Below are 18231 nucleotides of genomic sequence, written 5' to 3' on the forward strand. Positions count from 1 at the left end.
TTCAGGACTCCTTAGGCGCGCCAGACTACGGCAGTCGCCACGGCAGCGCGGCCCTCCTTGCGGCCGGTGAAGCCAAGGTGATCCGTCGTCGTGGCCGAAACGGATACTGGGGCGCCGAGGATGTCGCTCAGCACGGCCTCGGCTTCCTTCCTCCGCGGGCCCATCTTGGGGCTCTGGCCAACCAATTGTGCGGCAGCGTTGCCGATGATGAAGCCTTCCTTTTCTAGCAGCTCGCGGCACTCGCGCAGCAACTGGGCGCCGGAAACCCCGTCGTACTCCGGCCGGCCTACGCCAACGAAAGAGCCCAAATCGCCGAGGTTGGAGGCGGAGAGCAAAGCGTCGACAAGCGCGTGGCTCACCACGTCCCCATCGGAATGGCCCTCGCAGCCATCGACGCCTTCAAAAAGCAGACCTGCGATCCAGCAGGGTTTTCCGGGCTCGATCTGGTGGGCATCGGTAGCGATTCCCACGCGGGGGATGATGGGGTTAGTCACTAGGCACCTCGAAGATGGTCGGTTCGACCTCATCCGTCACGGCTTTCGCCAGGACGAGGTCGATGGGGGTGGTGATTTTAAACGCGAAGGTATCTCCCTGCACGGTCTCCACGCGCTCACCATGCCATTCCATGAGGCTGGCGTCGTCCGTGGCGACGAAGTCGGGGTCCTGCGCCCAATAGTCTAGGTTGGCGCGGCGCAGCGCAGCCAGGCTAAAACCCTGCGGCGTCTGCACAGCGCGCAGACGGGAACGGTCCGGCGTAGACAGCACCGCGGTCCCTTCGACTTCTTTGATAGTGTCCGCCACGGGAAGGACCGGGATAACTGCGGTGGCACCGTCGAGCACGCGCTTGGCGACGCGCGCGATCATCCCCGGCGGCGTCAATGCTCGGGCGGCGTCGTGGATCAGCACCACGGCATCTTCATCCGGGATGGCCTGCAGGCCCGCCCAGACAGAATCGGCGCGCTCACCCCCACCGTGGACGATACGTACGGGAACATCAGAATCGATGCGGTCGAGGATACTGGCGGCGTAGCCCTCCATCGCGGGACTGACCAGAACGATGATCTCATCGACGAATTCTGAGGTGATCATGGCGCGGACAGAACGCTCCAGCAAGGTGCGCCCGCGCAGCTCCACGTAGGCCTTCGGGACTTCGGCCCCGAGGCGCGTTCCCTGACCGGCAGCCGCGACGAGAGCAATGACGCGGGCGGTGGAGCGTTGATTAGTCTTCGTCGTCGAAGGAGAGGTCATCGAGATCGACGTCATTGTCAATGTCGGTGGTAATGGACTTGTCCTCCACCAGGCCAGCGGCGCGGTGGCGCTCGATGGTGGCGTTAATCTCCTCCATCATGGTGTCAGCCTTCTTCTCATCAACCGGCTTAGCCAGGGAAAGCTCGCCCACCAAGATCTGACGGGCCTTAGCCAGCATGCGCTTCTCACCAGCGGACAGGCCGCGGTCCTGATCGCGGCGCCACAAGTCACGCACGACCTCTGCCACCTTGTTGATATCACCGGAGGCGAGGCGCTCCTGGTTCGCCTTGTAGCGGCGGGACCAGTTGCCGGCTTCCTCGACGTCTACTTCGCGCAGGACGGAGAAAACCTTCTCGAGTCCTTCCTTGCCCACAACGTCGCGCACGCCCACCATCTCAACGTTCTTGGAAGGGACACGCACCACCAGGTCGGACTGGTTGATTTGGAGAACGAGGTATTCGAGCTCCTCGCCGCCCATCTCCCGCGTTTCAATCGCCGTAATCTTGGCGGCGCCGTGGTGGGGGTAGACGACGACCTCTCCGACCTTAAATTCCATTGCCACTCCTTGTGAAGCCTTTGAGACGATGCCCATCGTGTGCGCTCGGCGTGCTCTCGGTGGGCCGCATATACAGGGAGTCTATTCTAGCACGCTGCTTTCTACCCCTGCTGCCCCGCCCGGGCGCTGCGCACTGGCTGCACTACACCACTATGGCGGCTGATATAAAGCCCGGCTACCCCCGGTCTACCCAAGGGGTTTAGCGGAAACTGTGTGCTTTCCCCCCGGAGGTACTAGGCTAAAGCGTTGATAAGCTTTGTGATCGCAATTCAATGGAGGACACTCACAGTGCAGTCCCTGAAGTCCGCCGCTCGCTGCGGTGCCATCATGTCAGTTACCGCCCTCTCCGCGCTGGCCTTGGCGTCCTGCTCGGCCGGTCATGTTGCGCAGACCGCGGAAAAGGTGATTGCTGTCGACGGTGCATCCGCAAGCTCCGAAGATGGCAAGGTGGCCGTACGTGACGTCACCATTCAGGTTGAGCCGGACACCGGTGAGACCTCCCTGAAGTTCGTTGCCGTGAACCAGGGCTACAAGGTCGATGACGTTACCCTCGAGTCCGTCAGCGTTGACGGCCAGGATGTGCCCCTGGAGGGCGTCGAGCCGCTTCCGCGCGATCATGCTCTCTACGCCGATTCCCAGGAGAACCTGGACCGCCTCCCCAAGGACGGCAAGGATGAGAAGATCACCTACGTGACCACCTCCCTGGAGAATGAGGACTACGCCTTTGGTGGCTCCCGCCCGGTGACCTTCACCTTCAACACCGGTACCATCGAGGTTGATGCCACCGTGTCTGCCTCCCCGCTGCAGTCCGGTAACTATGACCGCGACCCGCAGTCCACCGAGGGCTACGCCGAGAACAAATAAGCCTTTTCTTCATAGATAAACCGCCCCAGCTGCCAAAGTTGTAGCCCGTGATTTAAAGATTCGGGAAAACTTCGTCAGTTGGGGCAGCTGCGTTTCGTATTAGTGTTTTCGCACATACACAAAGGCCACCGCATGAGATACCACGCGGTGGCCTTTTTCTACGGTGCCGGCGAGGCGCTTAGGCCTGAGAAGAGCCTGCGAGCGCGAGGACAACAATAGAGTTCACGATGCCCAGGGAGGACAGAGCAGCCGGAACCAGAAGAAGGTTCGGTGCCTGCGGGCCGCCGTACTTAACCATCTGATCCATAACCTGGTTCAACGGCTCCGGGTAGGTAGCTGCGGAAGCAGCCGGGGCGCCAGCAAATGCGACAGAGGTAGCAGCGGCCAGAGCAACGAGGGTGCGACGAATCTTCATTATGTCTCCTTGAAAAATCTGATGAACGTGTGGGGCGGATTAGTTGAACAGCAGGTTGGACAGGAAGCCCAAGGAGGACAAAGCTGCCGGAACAAGAATAACGTTCTGAGCCTCGTAGCCAGCAGTGTTGGCGATCTGGGTCAGAACGGAGGCCAGCGGCTCCGGAGCCTGTGCAGCGGAAGCGGCGGGGGTACCAGCAGTTGCAACGGCTACGGCAGCACCAACGGCGACAAGAGTACGACGGATCTTCATGAAAACACCTTCGCGGGTCGGGAGAGTATAGGACCGGAGACACACAAACTTGGGACTGTGTTGTATGCCCCTCGCCGCGTAGTTTACCCCATCACTAGTGGGACGCCTCTCGTAGGCTAGATTTTCTCCACTCGGGGGTAACGCTTGTTTCTGCTGATGGAGCAACACAAACACGTGCCTGTCCACGCGGCTTACTAGAGTGTGAGACATGGCAAAAAAGGTTCGTCCCGTCCACACCTGCTCTGAGTGTGGCTTCGTCTCCCCCAAGTGGCTTGGCCGCTGCCCTGAGTGCGGCTCGTGGGGGACGCTGCAGGAAACCGCGGCAGCCCAAAGCAGTACCGCCGCCCAAGCCGCCATGTCTGGGCGGCGCCCCACCGGTTTGACTCCGACGAGCCCAGCGGTGCCGATAACGAAGGTCGGTGCGTCAGCGACGAAGGCCATCAATACCGGAATTGGGGAGCTTGACCGAGTCTTGGGCCGCGGCATCGTCCCCGGGTCGGTGGTGCTCATGGCGGGTGAACCGGGAGTCGGCAAATCCACTCTCCTGCTCGAGGTTGCTTCCCGCTGGGCGCAGCTAGGGCGCACTGCGCTGTATGCCACCGCGGAGGAATCCGCCGGTCAGGTCCGCGCCCGCGCTGAGCGCACCGGGGCTTTGCACGAAACGCTCTACCTTGCGGCTGAGTCGAATCTCGACGTCGTCTTTGGGCACGTGGAACAGCTCAAACCCAGCCTGCTCATCGTGGACTCCGTCCAAACCATGCACGCCGCCGGAGTCGAAGGCGTGGCTGGCGGCGTGGCCCAGTCGCGCGCGGTGACCGCTGCCCTGACCACGCTGGCCAAAACCACCGGCATCCCCATCCTCCTCGTCGGGCACGTAACCAAAGACGGCAACGTTGCCGGACCGCGCGTGCTTGAGCACCTCGTGGACGTCGTCCTGAATTTTGAAGGTGACCGTCAATCCTCTCTGCGCCTTCTCCGGGGCCTGAAGAACCGTTTCGGCGCCACCGATGAGATGGGGTGCTTCGAGCAGACAGCGTCCGGAATCCGGGAGGTCGCGGATCCTTCTGGCCTCTTCCTCTCCCACCGCGGCAGCACCCCGGATGGCTCGGCGGTGACCGTCGCTATGGATGGTGTGCGCCCCATTCTGGCTGAGGTCCAGGCACTCACCGTGGATCCTGTGGCGAAGAACCCGCGGCGCGTGGTGACGGGGCTCGACTCAAACCGTGTCCCCATGGTGCTCGCAGTGCTCCAGGCCCGCGCGGGCGAACGCACCAACGACAAGGATGCCTATGTGGCCACGGTGGGAGGAATGAAAATTCAGGAGCCGGCAACGGACCTTGCCGTAGCCCTTGCCACGTGGTCCTCCTTGCACGAGCAACCGCTACCGGCGAAGACCGTTGTCATCGGGGAGGTTGGCCTCGCCGGAGAGGTGCGCCGCGTGCCCAACCTAGACCGTCGCTTGGCGGAAGCCGCCCGCTTGGGTTACCGCCATGCCCTAGTCCCGCCCGGAAAGGTGGAGGTCAGCGGCAGCATGCAGGTGCGTCAAGCAGCAACGCTAAGCGAAGCAATTGCTGCTCTTAAAGCAGATTAAACGGGAGCGCTGGGGAGTAATTCTCACCGATGACGGAGTGTAGGAAGTAAGCACCCGGCTCGGCTTCCTCGCGGTCGGTGCACTTGCCCGGCTCGGAGCGCTTACGGGACCAATCCGCCTGGAAGTAGCGAGTCTCACCGGATTTGAAGGTCTGCTTGCCGGTTTCCACCGAGGCATAGCAATCGGTATCGGCCCACACGCGCTCGTTAGAGCCCATCTTGTAGACCTCGAAGCGCAGCTGTTCCTCATCCAGATCTATGGAGCAATCTGCCGTTGTCGGGTTAAAGACCTCCAAGTAGAAGGTCGGCATCTTATCGGCCGGAACACTGTCCTCGTTGGTCTTGGCCAGCACCTTGAGGTCTTGGAGGGAACACGTCGTCTTGGTGGGATCAACGGTCAACTCGTCGGGCTTCGCCTCAGAGGATGGCGCTTCCTTGTCCTGCTCACCTTCCTTCGGCTCAGCCGATTCCGAGGCTTCAGCGGAGCCCTCGGCCGCAGTGGACTCGGTTGTCTCCACCGCCGAGGTTGCTTCCTCCGACGGGGCCAAGGTATCCGAAGCCGCTGCTTGCTGTGATTCCGCTCCCGGTTCCTCCGAACCGCTAAAGAGCGCGGTGGCAGCCCAAATAAGAACAATCACGAGTACCAAGATCGCCACGAGCGCAGCAACGCGACGGCGAACATAGATCTCTCGCGGCAGCTGCTTCGGGGTACGGGATGGCTCAGTCACAGCTCTTAGTTTAAGGGGACTAGAGCCCAACCCGGGCCAGCCCGGAGCCGCGTGTCTTGAGCAGCGGCTTCTATGTGCTCACCCGAGGAACCGGCTGAGCACACGGGTTATTCAACGCCGTGTAGGACGACGGTCTCCACGCTGGAATCCTCTAGGAGATAGCGCAGGCCGACGATGCCGAGCGTTCCGGCGTCGAGAAGCTGGCGCGCAGCCGGCACGTCAGAAATGATCTGGGACACCGTCTGTGCGGTATTCTCGCGTTCGAAATCGGCCCGCTCCTCACGGCCATCGCGCTTGGCCACCATCGAGGCCGCGGCAACTTGCTCGATGATCGGGCGTTGCAGGCCCGTCGGCAGATCGCCGCCCGCCAGGAAGTCTGAGGCTGCACCCACCGCGCCGCAGGACTGATGGCCCATGACCACGAGCAGGTTGGCCTTGAGGTTTTCCAGGGCGTAGTCCAGCGAGGCCATCACCGCGCTGTCCAGGATGTGACCGGCGGTGCGGATGACGAAGGCATCGCCGAAACCAATGTTGAACACGTGCTCAATGGGCGCGCGGGAATCGGAACAGGCCAGCACGATCACGCGCGGGTCCTGGCCTTGGGTCAGGCCAGCGCGCAGCTTCGCGTCTTGATTTACGTCGATGAGGTTACCCGTCACCAGTCGGTGGTTACCTTCCTGGAGGGCTTCCCACACCTTCTGCGGGTCTTGAGGGACATCTACTAAAGGCATGTTTCTTAGTCTAGACCCCGCCGCCCTACACTGAGGTGCCTATGGATACCCAAGCTGTCGTGGAATGGTTCGATGCCCATGAGCGCCCCCTACCGTGGCGCGAGCCAGGGACCTCGGCGTGGGGTGTGCTCTTAAGCGAGGTCATGAGCCAGCAAACACCCGTCGCGCGCGTCGCCCCGCAGTGGAAGGAGTGGATGCGCCGCTGGCCTACCCCACAGGACCTTGCGGCGGCCTCCAAGGCGGATGTCCTGCGCGCGTGGGGCAAGCTGGGCTACCCGCGCCGCGCACTGCGCTTATGGGAGTGCGCGAAGAAGATTGGTGAGGGGGAGGTCCCGGGGGACGTCGACAAGCTTTTGGCGTTACCGGGGATTGGTGAGTACACCGCCCGTGCTGTGGCCTGTTTCCATTTTGGCCACAACGTTCCGGTGGTGGATACCAACGTCCGCCGCGTGTATGCCCGCGCCGAGGAGGGGCGCTTCTTCGCCCCGACGCCCGCGAAACGCGAATTAGCACAGGTAGAAGCTTTGCTTCCGGAAGAGAACGGCCCGCGTTTTTCGGCCGCACTCATGGAACTCGGTGCCTTGGTGTGCACGGCCAAGAACCCGGACTGTGCCGCCTGCCCCATTAAGGCCTCGTGCGCCTGGCAGCTCGCGGGCTGCCCAGAACCTAGTGCGGAGGAGACCGCGCGGGCTAGGAAACGCGTGCAAAAGTTCACCGGCACGGACCGGCAGGTGCGGGGGCTGCTTCTCGACGTCCTCCGAGGCTCGCCCCACCCAGTTGCCCAAGCCGACCTGGATGCGGTATGGCCAGACGCGGCACAGCGCTCGCGCGCACAAGCCTCACTGCTCGAGGACGGGTTGATGGATGTCAACGACGAGGGTTTGTTCCATCTGCCGCACTAGGCACGTGTGAGAAGTCGATGAGGTGGCCGAAGGTCCAATCGCGGTCGGTCAACAAGCGGGCGAGGATAAGCCCGCAACCGATGGCCGCCACGGCCATCGAGGCGGTGGCGAAGTTGCTCAACGCTTGGTCCATGTTGCCCACGTTGAGGTGATAGACGGTGCGGAACATGGAGGTGCCCGGGATCATGATGACGGACGCCGGCACCGTCGTGGTGATGCGCGGCAGGTGTGCGCGTGTGGAGGCCACCGCGCCCAAGAGCCCGACGATGAGACCGCCGGCGAAAGCGCCGACGTAGACCGTGGCCCCGACCGCGATGAGGAGCAGGCGTACGAGGTTGGCCACCGTTCCCACCGCGGCCGCCACGAGCACCATCCGGCGCGAGGAGTTAAAAAGGAACGCGAATCCGGAAATGCCCAGGAAGCTGGCCGCCGCGGCGGCGAGGTACCACACGGGCGCATAGTCCGGGATTCCCGGTTCCGGGGTCAGCTCCGTGGTCCAGCTGATCAACGCCACGGTAAAGGTGGCGGCGGTGATCACTGTCAGTGCGTAGGTTAGTCGGGATAGCCCAGCCTCGAAGTCGAAGCGCGCGAGGTCAATGAGCGCGGAGAACAACGGGAAGCCGGGAATGAGGAAAAGTACGGCGGCCACATAGCCCGAGGAAAACTCTGACGGGTCCGCCACCCCGGCGGCGGCTACGGCCTCGGTGGTGAAGAAGTACACGAGGCTAGCCACCGTTCCGGCCGCCACGATGCAGCCCAGCTGATGAACGTGCTTGCCGTGTAGGACCGCGCGGGTGAGCTGACCACAAAAAGCGGCGAGGGCCACCAGCAGAATCGCAAGCGGTGTGAAGAAGTTCAGGACCGCAAAAGAGGCGCACGCAATGGACGCCGCCGCGGCTAGGAGCCAGCGGTTCCACCGCTTGACCACCGTCGACTCGATGGAATCAAGCATCTCTGTAAGATCTTCGGCCGTAATGCCCGCGTACAGCTTGTGGTGGGTAAGGTCCTCCAGCGCCTCAATGCGGGAGGCGTCAACTGCCGGCGAATGCTGCTGGGCCACCACGGTGCGAAACTCGCGGCCGCGGTGAAACGTGCACGTTATCTGGGTGACGCCAACGTTGGCGTCGAGCCGATCAAAGCCGAGCGCGCGGGCGGCACGTTTCATGCCGCGCAGCACGCGGTAGCCGGACGTTCCCGCGCCCATGAGCATCATGCCTAGGCGCAGGACGACGTCCGCCTCGTACCCCATGCGGACATAGTCGCTGTTGGGGTGAGAAGTCATTAGCGCCAGCGTCCCCGGAAATTCAGTCCGCCGGGCAGGTTGACCCACATGCCGCCGCGGGAGTTAAAGGTCACGGGGCCGACCTTCGTCGACATCGACGCACCGGAACCGGAAACGTTAATCCAGCTATTCTTTCCGGTCTTCTTGCGCTTGCGAAAATAGATTCCCATGCGCGCTAGCTTAGCGCAGCGAAGCCGCTGCGCACCGGCGACAGAGCGATTACCCTTACGGCACGAATCTGATCTCTCCTCGCGCACTCGTGGCGGCCCTCGCGCTCGCGGCTACCGCACTGGCACCCGCAGTGGCATCGGCGGCGCCCACCAACTGCCAGGCTCCCTAAGCCCTAGTGCAGACCGTCCAGGGATGAAAATGGCTCCTCTGCCTCGATGTCATGCAGGGGCACGCGTACCCAAGGCGAATCACTGTGTGCGAGCAACTCGGTGAGCCGTTGCGATTGATCCTTCATCGCAGCGGCGACGTCGGGCTCACCGTCACTTGCCCAGATCATTCGACCCCACCAGAAGCTTGCGGCTACGTCAGCCCACGACACGAAGTAGCGCTGCAGGGCCGCCACGGCCTTATCTGAAATCTGAAGGAACTCTTCTGGAGAGATCCAACCCAGCTCCGTTGCCGGACCACCAACGTTGTGAATTCGGATTATGTCCCATGCGCGAGTCGTGGCGGGCAATGCCGGAGCTGCTGCTTTGGCAAAGCCCTCCGAACGCAACATCCTTACGAGGTAGCGGAACTTATGTTCTCCACGACGCGGATCCGCGCCTTGGGCAACAAAGAAGTCTTTAAGGAACTCGACCTTTTCCTCCACTTCCGCATCTAGCTCGCGCTCGGGGACGTCCTTCACGGCGTATGCGAGCGGTAAAATAAAGTCATTTTCCACGTGCTGACTGCCTTCGAGCAACACGTCAATAGCCTGGTGCGCTTCCTGTGCACCAGTGACCCCCCAGTTTTGCTCGAGAGATGCTTTGTAGTACTTGGCCGTCCTTGCATTGATGTCCTCAACCCCTAGCGGAGTCGCAAACGCCTTATTGCTCTTGTATATCATTCCCCAAGAGTGGCGGCGCACTTCATCTTTGCTCGGCGCCGGTTCCGGCCACGGGAACTTTGTAAGGCGGTAGATCCAAGTATCATCAAACTTTGCTGGCGTGAACGTTGAGCTCATATCTTCACAAAGTACCGAGGTTCCCAACGTGGATCCGTGGCGCCCCCTCCGTCACCCCTATGTTGGGGAGTGACGGACGCCATATCGCAGCACACACAGTCATCATTTTTGATGTGTTGTTAGTCTCGTGTGCATGACAGGACCCCAAATTGCATTGACAGACCGGCCAGATCTCGGCGCCGCGCTTAAACGTGCTGGTGATTCCGAGATTGTGCACACTGCCGCCGCAGCCGTTGTGGAAGGCCTTGGTGTCGACGAGATTGTCTTGGAAGCCGCCCCCACGAAAGCAAGCGGGGTGGATGGTGCCGCGTTTGTCACCAACCGTAGGATCCTCGTGACCGCCGATAAGAAGGATCCATCTCATTTTGAGTTCCTTGAACTGGACAGCCTCGGCAACGTCACAGTTCTGCCCTACAAGGGTGGCTGGACCGTCGTGGCTCAGCTCTACAGCACCTACAAAGTGTGGAGCGGGTTCACGGAGAAGGCCGCGCGTCGCGTGCAGTTTGCCGCCCAGTGGGCCCTGACCGCAGGCCGGGAGGCACGAACGGAGGCCTCGCGCGCGGTGTCTTCGGAAGAACTTTTTAAGCGATGGAAAGAAAACAAGCACCGTCTCAATCGCAACAGCGTGGAAGAGCGCGTTGCGTCGATGCACTCCCTGTATTCCGACATTGATTCACGGTGGTGGACTGAATAATGAGCAGACTTGCATACCCGGGTTCGCCCGACCACTTTAACGGGGCAGAAGACACCTCACACATCGAAGAAGGCCAGATAATTGCGGATAATGGCTATCGCCATTTCATCAAGCACGGCTCACCACTAGACGCCGGCACGTCTCCGAAGAGCGCCTCGGGCACCGCCTCACCCTCGTCGAACCCCACCGCGGGAACCACAGGCACCCACTCCAATGACTCAAAGCAGGGTCTCAGCGTTAAGAAGCAGCTGTTGCTCCTCCCGCTCGTGATCGCGGTCATCGTGGTGGTAGCGATTGGCTACGTTGCACTTAAAGACGCGCTCTTTGGTGATAAATCAGAGGATTCGGCTGCTCCCGAACAACCGGCCGCTGAGGCACCTGCCGATTCTGGGGCTTCCAACGGTGGCGCTACCGGCGCGACCGGTGGAGCAACCACTGGCGACACTCAAAGTGGCCTCACCCCTGCTGACCAAGCACCCGAGCCGATTACTGACTTCGTGGAGGCTTGCACGGATTATGAAGTGGTGTTCAGCTACTACGGCGCGGATAACTCCCCTGCCCCAGAAGCAATGGGCACCAACTGCTCCGTGGATACGACGAAAGCACCTGAGGTTGGTTACGTGGTCTTCACCGATGACCCTGCCGCCACCGCCGCCGTTCGTGACGGCAAGCCCGTCCTAGACGGCATTGAGATTCCGGCAGAATCAACGCGTGGCTCCACATTCAAAGCACAGCGAGTCGAGTCCCTCATCACTGTTCAGGAAATCCTCCCAGATGATAAGGGAATCGTTGAGTACATGATCAAAAATAATGACCCTGAGGTGGCAAAGAAAGCTCTGGTAGACCTCGGCGTGGCCAAGTAGAGCTAGAACGCGCACTTCTACCCGCCGCCTTCTGTTTTCATTTTATTGTCAATAAGAGTCGGTGGTGATAAGCTGAGTGCATGGCACACGAGCACCACGACCACGATCACTCCGGCACACCGCTACGCGCACTCCTCATAGCGCTGAGCATTACCGGCACCGTCTTCTTCGCGGAGCTGATCGGCGGCTGGTTGGCGGGCTCAATGGCGCTGATGGCCGATGCGATGCACATGCTTTCCGACGCCGCCGGGCTCATCATTGCGGTGATTGCGGTGTTGATTGGGCGTCGACAAGCATCAGCCCAGGCCACATACGGCTACCGGCGAGTGGAGGTGCTTGCGGCGCTGGCAAATGCGGTGATGGTGCTGGCGATCTCGGTGTGGATTGTCGTCGAAGCGGTGCGCCGCCTACAGAACCCGGCCGAGGTGCAGGGCGAGGCAATGCTGATCATCGCGGGCATCGGTCTCGTGGCGAATGCACTGTCGGCGTGGGTGCTCCACCGGCACCGCGAATCCTCAATTAACGTGGAGGGCGCGTTCTTGCACGTGCTGGTGGATTTGCTCGGCTCGGTCGCCGTGATTGTGGCGGGCATCGTGGTGCTGACCACGGGGTTTGTGGCGGCGGACGTGATCGCCTCCCTCGTGATCGCGGCGATGGTGCTGCCGCGCGCCTGGCAGCTCATGCGGTTGTCGGCGAGCGTGCTGCTCGAGCAGGTTCCGGCGGGCTTCGACGCCAGCGTGATCGAGCCCGCGCTGCGGCAGGTCGAGGGCGTTGCCGATATCCATGACCTGCACCTGTGGAGCCTGGATGGTGTAAACGTGCTCACGACCGTGCACATCGTGCGCGACGGCACCGTCGACACCGGCCCACTGTTGGATGCCGCCCAGCAGGCTCTGCGTGAACACGGCATCGAGCACTCCACCATCCAGATCGAACACCCGGAGCACGAATCCCACGAGACCGTGTGCTGATTCCTTTTTATTAGTCGGTGGGATAGCCCACCCACCGGTCACACAAAGAAAGCCCCGATCCGCACGAAGTTCACATGCGGTTCGGGGCTATTCCTTATGGACCCAGTGTGGGTCCCGAGTCAGTGCTTAGAGCGGCTGGCCAGCACCGGCACCTGCCGGCGGCGGGTTGCCGTCATCACCATCATCGTTGTGGGATTCCTCAGCGGAGTCGCTACCTGACTCGTCGAGGACGTCCGGGGTGACAGTGTCGGGGCCATCGGAGTCTGGGCCGTGAGTTTCGGCGTCGATTTCGGTGGCCAGTTCCTCATCGGCCTCACGCACGGCGGTCTCCTCGAGATCCTTGTCGAAGGTGTCCTCCGGCAGTGGGCGCGGACGCGGGGTGAAGGTGAAGGTGGCAGAAGAGTTGTCCTTGGACTCGCCGTCCCAGCCTTCAACGTCCACGGTGATGATTTCGCCCGCACCGATTTCGCCGAAGAGGATCTTCTCGGAGAGCTGATCCTCAATCTCGCGCTGGATGGTGCGGCGCAGCGGACGAGCACCCAAGACCGGGTCGAAGCCGCGCTGAGCCAGCAGATCCTTGGCCTTCTGGGTGAGCTCAATGCCCATGTCACGCTCGGAAAGCTGCTTCTCCACGCGGGCGATGAGCAGCTCCACCATCTCGACGATCTGCTCCTGCGTGAGCTGGTGGAAGACCACAATCTCATCAATACGGTTCAGGAACTCAGGGCGGAAGTGCTTCTTCAGCTCGTCGTTGACCTTGTTCTTCATGCGCTCGTACTGCGCATCGGCGTCATTCTCCGAAGAGCCGGTAAAGCCCAGTCCCACGGCCTTCGAGATGTCCTGGGTACCCAGGTTGGAGGTGAAAATGAGCACCGTGTTCTTGAAGTCCACCACGCGGCCCTGACCATCGGTCAGGCGGCCATCCTCCAACACCTGCAGAAGGGTGTTGTAGATCTCCTTGTGGGCCTTCTCGATCTCATCGAAGAGCACCACGGAGAAAGGCTTACGGCGAACCTTCTCGGTCAGCTGGCCGCCCTCTTCGTAACCAACGTAACCCGGAGGGGCACCGAAGAGGCGGGACGCGGTGAAGCGATCGTGGAACTCACCCATATCGATCTGGATGAGGTCATCATCCGAACCGAAGAGGAAGTTAGCCAAGGACTTCGACAGCTCCGTCTTACCCACACCGGACGGGCCAGCGAAGATGAAGGAACCAGAAGGACGACGCGGGTCCTTCAGGCCAGCACGGGTGCGGCGGATGGCGCGGGAGACGGCCTTGACGGCATCGTCCTGGCCAATGATGCGCTTGTGCAGCTCCTCTTCCATGTTGAGGAGGCGGTTGGATTCCTTCTCAGTAAGCTTGAGAACCGGAATACCGGTCCAGTGAGCGAGGACCTCTGCGATCTGCTCCTCACCAACCTCGGCGATTTCCTCCAAGTCACCGGAGCGCCACTGCTTCTCCTTCTCCGCACGCTCTTCACCGAGCTTGCGCTCCTTATCGCGCAAACCAGCGGCCTTTTCAAAGTCCTGCGCGTCAATCGCCGCTTCCTTTTCCTTGCGGACCTCGGCGATGCGGTCATCGACTTCACGCAGACCTTCCGGAGCGGTCATACGCTTAATACGCATGCGGGCACCGGCCTCATCGAGGAGGTCGACAGCCTTATCCGGCAGGAAGCGGTCATTGATGTAGCGGTCAGACAGGGAGGCCGCTGCCTTCAGCGCCTCATCGGTGTAGGAGACACGGTGATGTGCCTCGTACTTATCGCGCAGACCCTTGAGGATGAGGATGGTGTCATCGAGGGAAGGCTCTTCCACCTTGACCGGCTGGAAGCGGCGCTCGAGAGCGGCATCCTTCTCAATGTGCTTGCGGTACTCATCCAGGGTGGTGGCACCGATGGTTTGCAGTTCGCCGCGAGCCAGCTTCGGCTTCAACAGCGAAGCGGCATCGATAGCGCCCTCGGCGGCACCGGCGCCGACCAGGGTGTGGATCTCATCGATGAAGAGGATGATGTCACCGCGCTGGTTAATCTCCTTGAGCACCTTCTTCAGGCGTTCCTCGAAGTCACCGCGGTAGCGCGAACCGGCCACCAGGGAGCCCAGGTCCAGCGAGTAGAGCTGCTTATCCTTAAGGGTCTCCGGGACCTTGCCGTTAACGATATCGAGGGCCAGACCTTCGACCACGGCGGTCTTACCCACGCCGGGCTCACCGATGAGCACCGGGTTATTCTTCGTGCGGCGGGACAGCACCTGCATAATGCGCTCGATCTCAGAATCGCGGCCCACTACCGGGTCCAGCTTGCCATCACGCGCCGCCTGGGTGAGGTTGCGGCCGAACTGGTCCAGCACCAGGGAGTTGGAACGCTCACCGGAGCCGCCTGGGCCGCCACGTCCACCCTGGCCAGCGCCGGCACCGGCGCCCACCGGACCTGCACCACCCTGGGACTGGTTGCCCTCTCCCTCGTTGCCCTCATAGCCGGAGAGCAGCTGGATAACCTGCTGGCGAACACGCGGCAAGTCAGCGCCCAACTTCGTCAGCACCTGGGCTGCTACGCCATCGCCCTCGCGGATGAGGCCAAGCAGTAGGAATTCGGTGCCGATGTACTTGTGGCCCATCTGAAGGCCCTCACGCAGGGAGAGCTCGAGGACCTTCTTGGCGCGCGGGGTGAAGGGGATGTGGCCGGTGTGCGGCTGAGAACCTTGACCAATAATCTCTTCCACCTCACGGCGGACATCCTCCAGCGAGATGCCCATGGACTCCAAGGCCTTGGCTGCTACACCTTCACCTTCGTGGATAAGTCCCAGGAGGATGTGCTCGGTGCCGATGTAATTGTGGTTGAGCATGCGTGCTTCCTCCTGCGCCAAAACGATGACGCGGCGAGCACGGTCAGTAAACCTCTCGAACATTACCTCTTACCTTTCGCTCTAAATGTGTCATCCACTCTAACGCGCGGGGAGGACACTCCATCCACGATTTCTCTCCCCCTCTTCCACTAAACCTACATTTCCGCAGGTAAAGGCACTGTACGCCGGTAGCGAACAGGTCATGATGAAGCCGCTTTTCGCACTAACCTGCCACAGAGGCTTCGCCACCTTAGAATGAAGAGGATTCTATATATCTCATCATCGACCCCTCCACGAAGGATTTCCTCTCATCGTGACTATGCTCCCAGAATTTTTCACCACCCAGCACCAGCTGCGCCAAAAGGCAGTCTTGGACCAAGGAGCGGACTCCACGCTCTTCCTCGTGGAAGATCCTTCACATGACGAGCTGCTCGTGGAGATATACAACCCAGAGGACCGTGGTGTGCTCCGCCAGTCCGGCGTCGTGGGGCAACTACAGCACAGCGCCATCGCCCCCATCGTAGGCACGGGAACGATGAACAACGGTCAAGAATTCTTCGTGCGCCGCAGCCTGCCAGGTGAGCAGCTGTCGAATTTCACTTCCTCTGGCATCGGCGCGCAGCACCTTTCCCGGGAGGAGGCCATCGCTGTCTTCGCCCCTTTGGCTGACGCCACCGATTTCCTGCTCCAGAAGGGCCGCAATAATTTCGCTCTCCGCGCGCTCAATCCGCGCCGCATCATCCTGACCAATAACCGCTCGAACGCCTTCTTCGCAGCAGTCGGCCCAGCTACGGGCTCCGAGGCCCCCACTGCAACAGCGAAGGAGGCAATCGACCGCCTGGCACAACTCCTCGCCGCCGCCTATCCTTCCTTCCGCGCAGCAGGCGCTTATACCTCGGCGGCCGCCGTTGTTGATTCTCTCCGAAATGCTGGAGCAGGGATGGCCAGCGCCAGCGCGGCAAGCGCAGGTGCCACCACCACGCCTAGCGCCGACGCCGCCGCGGGTACGCCACAGTGGCAACCGGAACAGCATTACGCTGCTGCCCAGCAAGGAGAATGGGGAACGCAGCCGCAAGCGCCGGTTCCCGCTTCCACCCCTGCAGAAGACTCCGCTCAGCGCGGGTCGACCTCGAAGAGCAAGGTCTTTGCTGGCCTTGGTGTGGGCCTTGTCCTTTTAGCCCTCATCGGCGGCCTGCTGTGGTTCTTCTTGGGCCGTCCGGCGTGGTCTGAGGAGGAGCAAGCGCTGGTCGACGACCACCCAGGACTCATCAGCTCCCGTCCCGGTGGGGAGGGCTTCGACGGTGCCACCTGCGAGTCCCGCGAGCCGGAGGATGGTCAGGACGCGAAGATTACCTGCGTTGGCGACGGTGTGGGCTACTCGGTGGCGAGGTACGGGGACGTCGCCAAGCGCGACGCAGCTGCCCCAACACAGGATGCGCAGGAACTGTCCAACGGCCAGTGCACCGTACGCAGCTATGACGTTTCTGATTCCGAGCCAGTCTTCTACATGAGCACCGAGGACTCCGCGGACGCCGTCCTCGTGTGGGGTGAGGACGCCGAAGAACTTCGCCTGAACATGCCGCTGTGCTAAGCCGCACGCTCACTCGGCGCAGCTAGTCTGCGCCGTTAGTCCACACGCTTAAGCAGCGGTGCAATCACCGCAATGGCGATACCGGCCACGCCGGCAAAGAGGAAAGCCCAATGCGTTCCCTGTGCCGTCGCTGCGGCGGGCCCCATCCCCGCGGCGGCGCCAGCCTGGGTGCCGCGTGTGAGGAAGACTACGAGCAAAGCCGTTCCCGTCGCGCCAGCCAACTGCTGGAAGGTGTTCATGATGGCCGAACCGTGCGAGTAAAGCTTCTCCGGAAGCGAGGACAGCGCTGTGGTCATCAGCGGCGTCATCATCAAGCACATGCCGAGGGAGAAGATCACGTGCATGCCCACGACCATCCACAGGGCTGAGTTCTCACCCAAGATGACCATAAGCCACAGGCTGGCCACCATGAACAGTGAGCCCGGAATCATGAGTGGACGCGGGCCATAGGAATCGAAGAGCCGGCCCACGATCGGGGAAAGGAAAGCCTGGAGGATGCCGCCGGGCATCACCGCCAATCCCGTGGCAAAGGCGGTGACGCCCAAGGTCGTTTGCAGGTAGATGGGCAAGACCGTGACCATTCCCAGCATGAGCCCAAAGGACAGGAGGAGGATGATCACCGCGAGAGTGAAATTGCGGACGCGGAAAGGACGCAGGTCCATCAGTGCGCGGTCCTCCAGTGCCAAGCGCTGCTGGCGACGGATAAATACAATGAGCGCGATGACGCCGACCACGGTAACGGCGATATCCACCCAGGCGCCGCCCTCCAGCATCTTTTCCATCGAGGACAGACCATAAATCAGCCCGCCAAACGCGAAGGCGGAAAGGACGACGGAGAGGCCATCGAGCGGAGTATCGCGGTTCTCACCCACATTGCTCAATCGCCAGAGCCCAAAGGTGAGAATAAGGGCGACGAGCGGCGCCATGGCCCAGAAGATGACGTGCCAGGTGAAGCGGTTCAGAATCGCCCCGCCGACTGTGGGGCCAAGCGCCGGGGCAACGGAGATAACCACAGAGATGATGCCCATTACCGTGCCGCGGCGCTGCGCTGGGACCAGCGTCATGGCCACGGTCATCAGCGTAGGAATCATCAGCGCGGTTCCGCCGGCTTGCAAGATGCGGCCCAGGAGCAGAATGACGAAGCTCGGGGCGAGGGCCGCCACCACGGTGCCAACCAGGAAGAGTCCTGCGGAGGCGGTGAAAATCTGCCGCGTGCTAAGCCTCTCCAGCAAGAAGCCGGTGGTCGGAATGACGACGGCCATGGTGAGCATGAATCCCGTCAACAGCCATTGGGCGCTCGTAGCAGGAATGGAGAAGTCCGCCATAATGGCTGGTAGCGCAACGGAGAGCGAGGTCTCATTGAGAATCATGACCATCGCCCCCAGCACCAGGATGCTGAGGTTAATTATCACCTTCGAGGGAATCTCAGCGGACATGCGGCCAGCCACACCTTTCTGTTTCTCTGCTCTGGGGATATTCGCGCCAACGCTTCCGCAGTCTGCGCGCAAGGAGTTTAGAGTACTCGC

Annotated in this window: 19 protein-coding genes; 7 read left to right on the forward strand and 12 right to left on the reverse strand. The window is 61.6% G+C overall.

The window, feature by feature from the left end:
- Positions 1-11: 11 nt before the first annotated feature.
- The 3 genes from ispF to CAURIM_RS11080 are packed head-to-tail and all read right to left on the reverse strand — an operon-like array spanning position 12 to position 1804.
- Entirely contained in the window at positions 12-494 is a 483-nt protein-coding gene (ispF, locus tag CAURIM_RS11070) for a 2-C-methyl-D-erythritol 2,4-cyclodiphosphate synthase (RefSeq protein ID WP_070645580.1), read from the reverse strand.
- Positions 487-1248 (reverse strand): 2-C-methyl-D-erythritol 4-phosphate cytidylyltransferase, encoded by a 762-nt coding sequence (ispD, locus tag CAURIM_RS11075; RefSeq protein WP_070645578.1) that lies wholly within the window; start codon positions 1246-1248, stop codon positions 487-489. The genes ispF and ispD overlap by 8 nt, the downstream gene beginning before the upstream one ends.
- A complete protein-coding gene (locus CAURIM_RS11080; RefSeq protein WP_010188874.1) occupies positions 1220-1804 on the reverse strand; it encodes a CarD family transcriptional regulator in 585 nt (194 codons plus the stop codon). The genes ispD and CAURIM_RS11080 overlap by 29 nt, the downstream gene beginning before the upstream one ends.
- Before the next feature lie 288 nt (positions 1805-2092).
- Between CAURIM_RS11080 and CAURIM_RS11085 the strand changes: the two genes are divergently transcribed.
- Positions 2093-2668 carry a hypothetical protein gene (locus CAURIM_RS11085; RefSeq protein ID WP_070645576.1) on the forward strand — a complete coding sequence of 192 codons (576 nt, stop codon included), beginning with the start codon at positions 2093-2095 and terminating at the stop codon, positions 2666-2668.
- Between the two features lie 178 nt (positions 2669-2846).
- Here CAURIM_RS11085 and CAURIM_RS11090 read toward each other — a convergent pair whose 3' ends face one another.
- Complete coding sequence (locus CAURIM_RS11090) at positions 2847-3083, reverse strand: hypothetical protein (protein WP_070711555.1); 237 nt, start codon at positions 3081-3083, stop codon at positions 2847-2849.
- A gap of 39 nt (positions 3084-3122) precedes the next feature.
- Positions 3123-3335 carry a hypothetical protein gene (locus CAURIM_RS11095; protein ID WP_070711556.1) on the reverse strand — a complete coding sequence of 71 codons (213 nt, stop codon included), beginning with the start codon at positions 3333-3335 and terminating at the stop codon, positions 3123-3125.
- Positions 3336-3543: 208 nt separating this feature from the next.
- Here CAURIM_RS11095 and radA point away from each other — a divergent pair, with 208 nt between their 5' ends.
- On the forward strand, positions 3544-4926 hold the full coding sequence (gene radA / locus CAURIM_RS11100; protein ID WP_201829108.1) for a DNA repair protein RadA: 1383 nt from the start codon (positions 3544-3546) through the stop codon (positions 4924-4926).
- On the opposite strand, the gene CAURIM_RS11105 is transcribed toward radA, so the two are convergent.
- Both CAURIM_RS11105 and CAURIM_RS11110 read right to left on the reverse strand, forming a co-directional pair.
- A complete protein-coding gene (locus tag CAURIM_RS11105; protein ID WP_070445957.1) occupies positions 4913-5653 on the reverse strand; it encodes a hypothetical protein in 741 nt (246 codons plus the stop codon). The genes radA and CAURIM_RS11105 overlap by 14 nt on opposite strands.
- Positions 5654-5760: 107 nt before the next feature.
- The gene (locus tag CAURIM_RS11110; RefSeq protein ID WP_201829106.1) at positions 5761-6384 is read right to left on the reverse strand and encodes a carbonic anhydrase; all 624 of its coding nucleotides are present in this window, start codon (positions 6382-6384) and stop codon (positions 5761-5763) included.
- A 41-nt stretch (positions 6385-6425) separates the two neighbouring features.
- Between CAURIM_RS11110 and CAURIM_RS11115 the strand changes: the two genes are divergently transcribed.
- Entirely contained in the window at positions 6426-7286 is an 861-nt protein-coding gene (locus CAURIM_RS11115) for an A/G-specific adenine glycosylase (protein ID WP_201829104.1), read from the forward strand.
- Here the strand turns inward: CAURIM_RS11115 and CAURIM_RS11120 are convergent.
- From CAURIM_RS11120 to CAURIM_RS11130, 3 genes are all read right to left on the reverse strand, one after another.
- Complete coding sequence (locus tag CAURIM_RS11120) at positions 7252-8568, reverse strand: threonine/serine exporter family protein (protein ID WP_236659382.1); 1317 nt, start codon at positions 8566-8568, stop codon at positions 7252-7254. The genes CAURIM_RS11115 and CAURIM_RS11120 overlap by 35 nt on opposite strands.
- Complete coding sequence (locus CAURIM_RS11125) at positions 8568-8738, reverse strand: DUF4236 domain-containing protein (protein ID WP_010188861.1); 171 nt, start codon at positions 8736-8738, stop codon at positions 8568-8570. The genes CAURIM_RS11120 and CAURIM_RS11125 overlap by 1 nt, the downstream gene beginning before the upstream one ends.
- Before the next feature lie 173 nt (positions 8739-8911).
- Positions 8912-9745, reverse strand: coding sequence for a DUF1266 domain-containing protein (locus CAURIM_RS11130; protein WP_070445939.1), 834 nt, complete (start codon positions 9743-9745; stop codon positions 8912-8914).
- 133 nt (positions 9746-9878) lie between these two features.
- Between CAURIM_RS11130 and CAURIM_RS11135 the strand changes: the two genes are divergently transcribed.
- The 3 genes from CAURIM_RS11135 to CAURIM_RS11145 all read left to right on the forward strand — a co-directional run bounded on the left by CAURIM_RS11135 (position 9879) and on the right by CAURIM_RS11145 (position 12273).
- A complete protein-coding gene (locus tag CAURIM_RS11135; protein ID WP_201829102.1) occupies positions 9879-10439 on the forward strand; it encodes a hypothetical protein in 561 nt (186 codons plus the stop codon).
- Positions 10439-11302: a hypothetical protein gene (locus CAURIM_RS11140; protein WP_201829100.1), complete on the forward strand. Its 864-nt coding sequence runs from the start codon at positions 10439-10441 to the stop codon at positions 11300-11302. Before CAURIM_RS11135 ends, CAURIM_RS11140 begins: the two co-directional genes overlap by 1 nt.
- 80 nt (positions 11303-11382) lie before the next feature.
- Positions 11383-12273, forward strand: coding sequence for a cation diffusion facilitator family transporter (locus CAURIM_RS11145; RefSeq protein WP_070645562.1), 891 nt, complete (start codon positions 11383-11385; stop codon positions 12271-12273).
- A 126-nt stretch (positions 12274-12399) separates the two neighbouring features.
- On the opposite strand, the gene CAURIM_RS11150 is transcribed toward CAURIM_RS11145, so the two are convergent.
- Entirely contained in the window at positions 12400-15177 is a 2778-nt protein-coding gene (locus CAURIM_RS11150; protein ID WP_201829098.1) for an ATP-dependent Clp protease ATP-binding subunit, read from the reverse strand.
- 256 nt (positions 15178-15433) lie between these two features.
- On the opposite strand from CAURIM_RS11150, the gene CAURIM_RS11155 reads away from it, so the two are divergent.
- Complete coding sequence (locus tag CAURIM_RS11155; protein WP_070445922.1) at positions 15434-16705, forward strand: serine/threonine protein kinase; 1272 nt, start codon at positions 15434-15436, stop codon at positions 16703-16705.
- A 35-nt stretch (positions 16706-16740) separates the two neighbouring features.
- On the opposite strand, the gene CAURIM_RS11160 is transcribed toward CAURIM_RS11155, so the two are convergent.
- Positions 16741-18141 carry an MDR family MFS transporter gene (locus CAURIM_RS11160; protein ID WP_070445919.1) on the reverse strand — a complete coding sequence of 467 codons (1401 nt, stop codon included), beginning with the start codon at positions 18139-18141 and terminating at the stop codon, positions 16741-16743.
- Positions 18142-18231 lie beyond the last annotated feature (90 nt).

This window comes from Corynebacterium aurimucosum, from assembly GCF_030408555.1.
Classification (GTDB): domain Bacteria; phylum Actinomycetota; class Actinomycetes; order Mycobacteriales; family Mycobacteriaceae; genus Corynebacterium; species Corynebacterium aurimucosum.

Excerpts from the sequence above, each read along its gene's own strand:
- CAURIM_RS11145 (WP_070645562.1), top strand. The coding sequence starts at position 11,383 with ATGGCACACGAGCACCACGACCACGATCACTCCGGCACACCGCTACGC.
- CAURIM_RS11090 (WP_070711555.1), bottom strand. The coding sequence starts at position 3,083 with ATGAAGATTCGTCGCACCCTCGTTGCTCTGGCCGCTGCTACCTCTGTC.
- radA (WP_201829108.1), top strand. The coding sequence starts at position 3,544 with ATGGCAAAAAAGGTTCGTCCCGTCCACACCTGCTCTGAGTGTGGCTTC.
- CAURIM_RS11125 (WP_010188861.1), bottom strand. The coding sequence starts at position 8,738 with ATGGGAATCTATTTTCGCAAGCGCAAGAAGACCGGAAAGAATAGCTGG.
- CAURIM_RS11140 (WP_201829100.1), top strand. The coding sequence starts at position 10,439 with ATGAGCAGACTTGCATACCCGGGTTCGCCCGACCACTTTAACGGGGCA.
- CAURIM_RS11155 (WP_070445922.1), top strand. The coding sequence starts at position 15,434 with ATGCTCCCAGAATTTTTCACCACCCAGCACCAGCTGCGCCAAAAGGCA.
- CAURIM_RS11115 (WP_201829104.1), top strand. The coding sequence starts at position 6,426 with ATGGATACCCAAGCTGTCGTGGAATGGTTCGATGCCCATGAGCGCCCC.
- CAURIM_RS11160 (WP_070445919.1), bottom strand. The coding sequence starts at position 18,141 with ATGTCCGCTGAGATTCCCTCGAAGGTGATAATTAACCTCAGCATCCTG.
- CAURIM_RS11110 (WP_201829106.1), bottom strand. The coding sequence starts at position 6,384 with ATGCCTTTAGTAGATGTCCCTCAAGACCCGCAGAAGGTGTGGGAAGCC.
- CAURIM_RS11135 (WP_201829102.1), top strand. The coding sequence starts at position 9,879 with ATGACAGGACCCCAAATTGCATTGACAGACCGGCCAGATCTCGGCGCC.
- CAURIM_RS11130 (WP_070445939.1), bottom strand. The coding sequence starts at position 9,745 with ATGAGCTCAACGTTCACGCCAGCAAAGTTTGATGATACTTGGATCTAC.
- CAURIM_RS11150 (WP_201829098.1), bottom strand. The coding sequence starts at position 15,177 with ATGTTCGAGAGGTTTACTGACCGTGCTCGCCGCGTCATCGTTTTGGCG.
- CAURIM_RS11095 (WP_070711556.1), bottom strand. The coding sequence starts at position 3,335 with ATGAAGATCCGTCGTACTCTTGTCGCCGTTGGTGCTGCCGTAGCCGTT.
- ispD (WP_070645578.1), bottom strand. The coding sequence starts at position 1,248 with ATGACCTCTCCTTCGACGACGAAGACTAATCAACGCTCCACCGCCCGC.
- CAURIM_RS11080 (WP_010188874.1), bottom strand. The coding sequence starts at position 1,804 with ATGGAATTTAAGGTCGGAGAGGTCGTCGTCTACCCCCACCACGGCGCC.
- CAURIM_RS11120 (WP_236659382.1), bottom strand. The coding sequence starts at position 8,568 with ATGACTTCTCACCCCAACAGCGACTATGTCCGCATGGGGTACGAGGCG.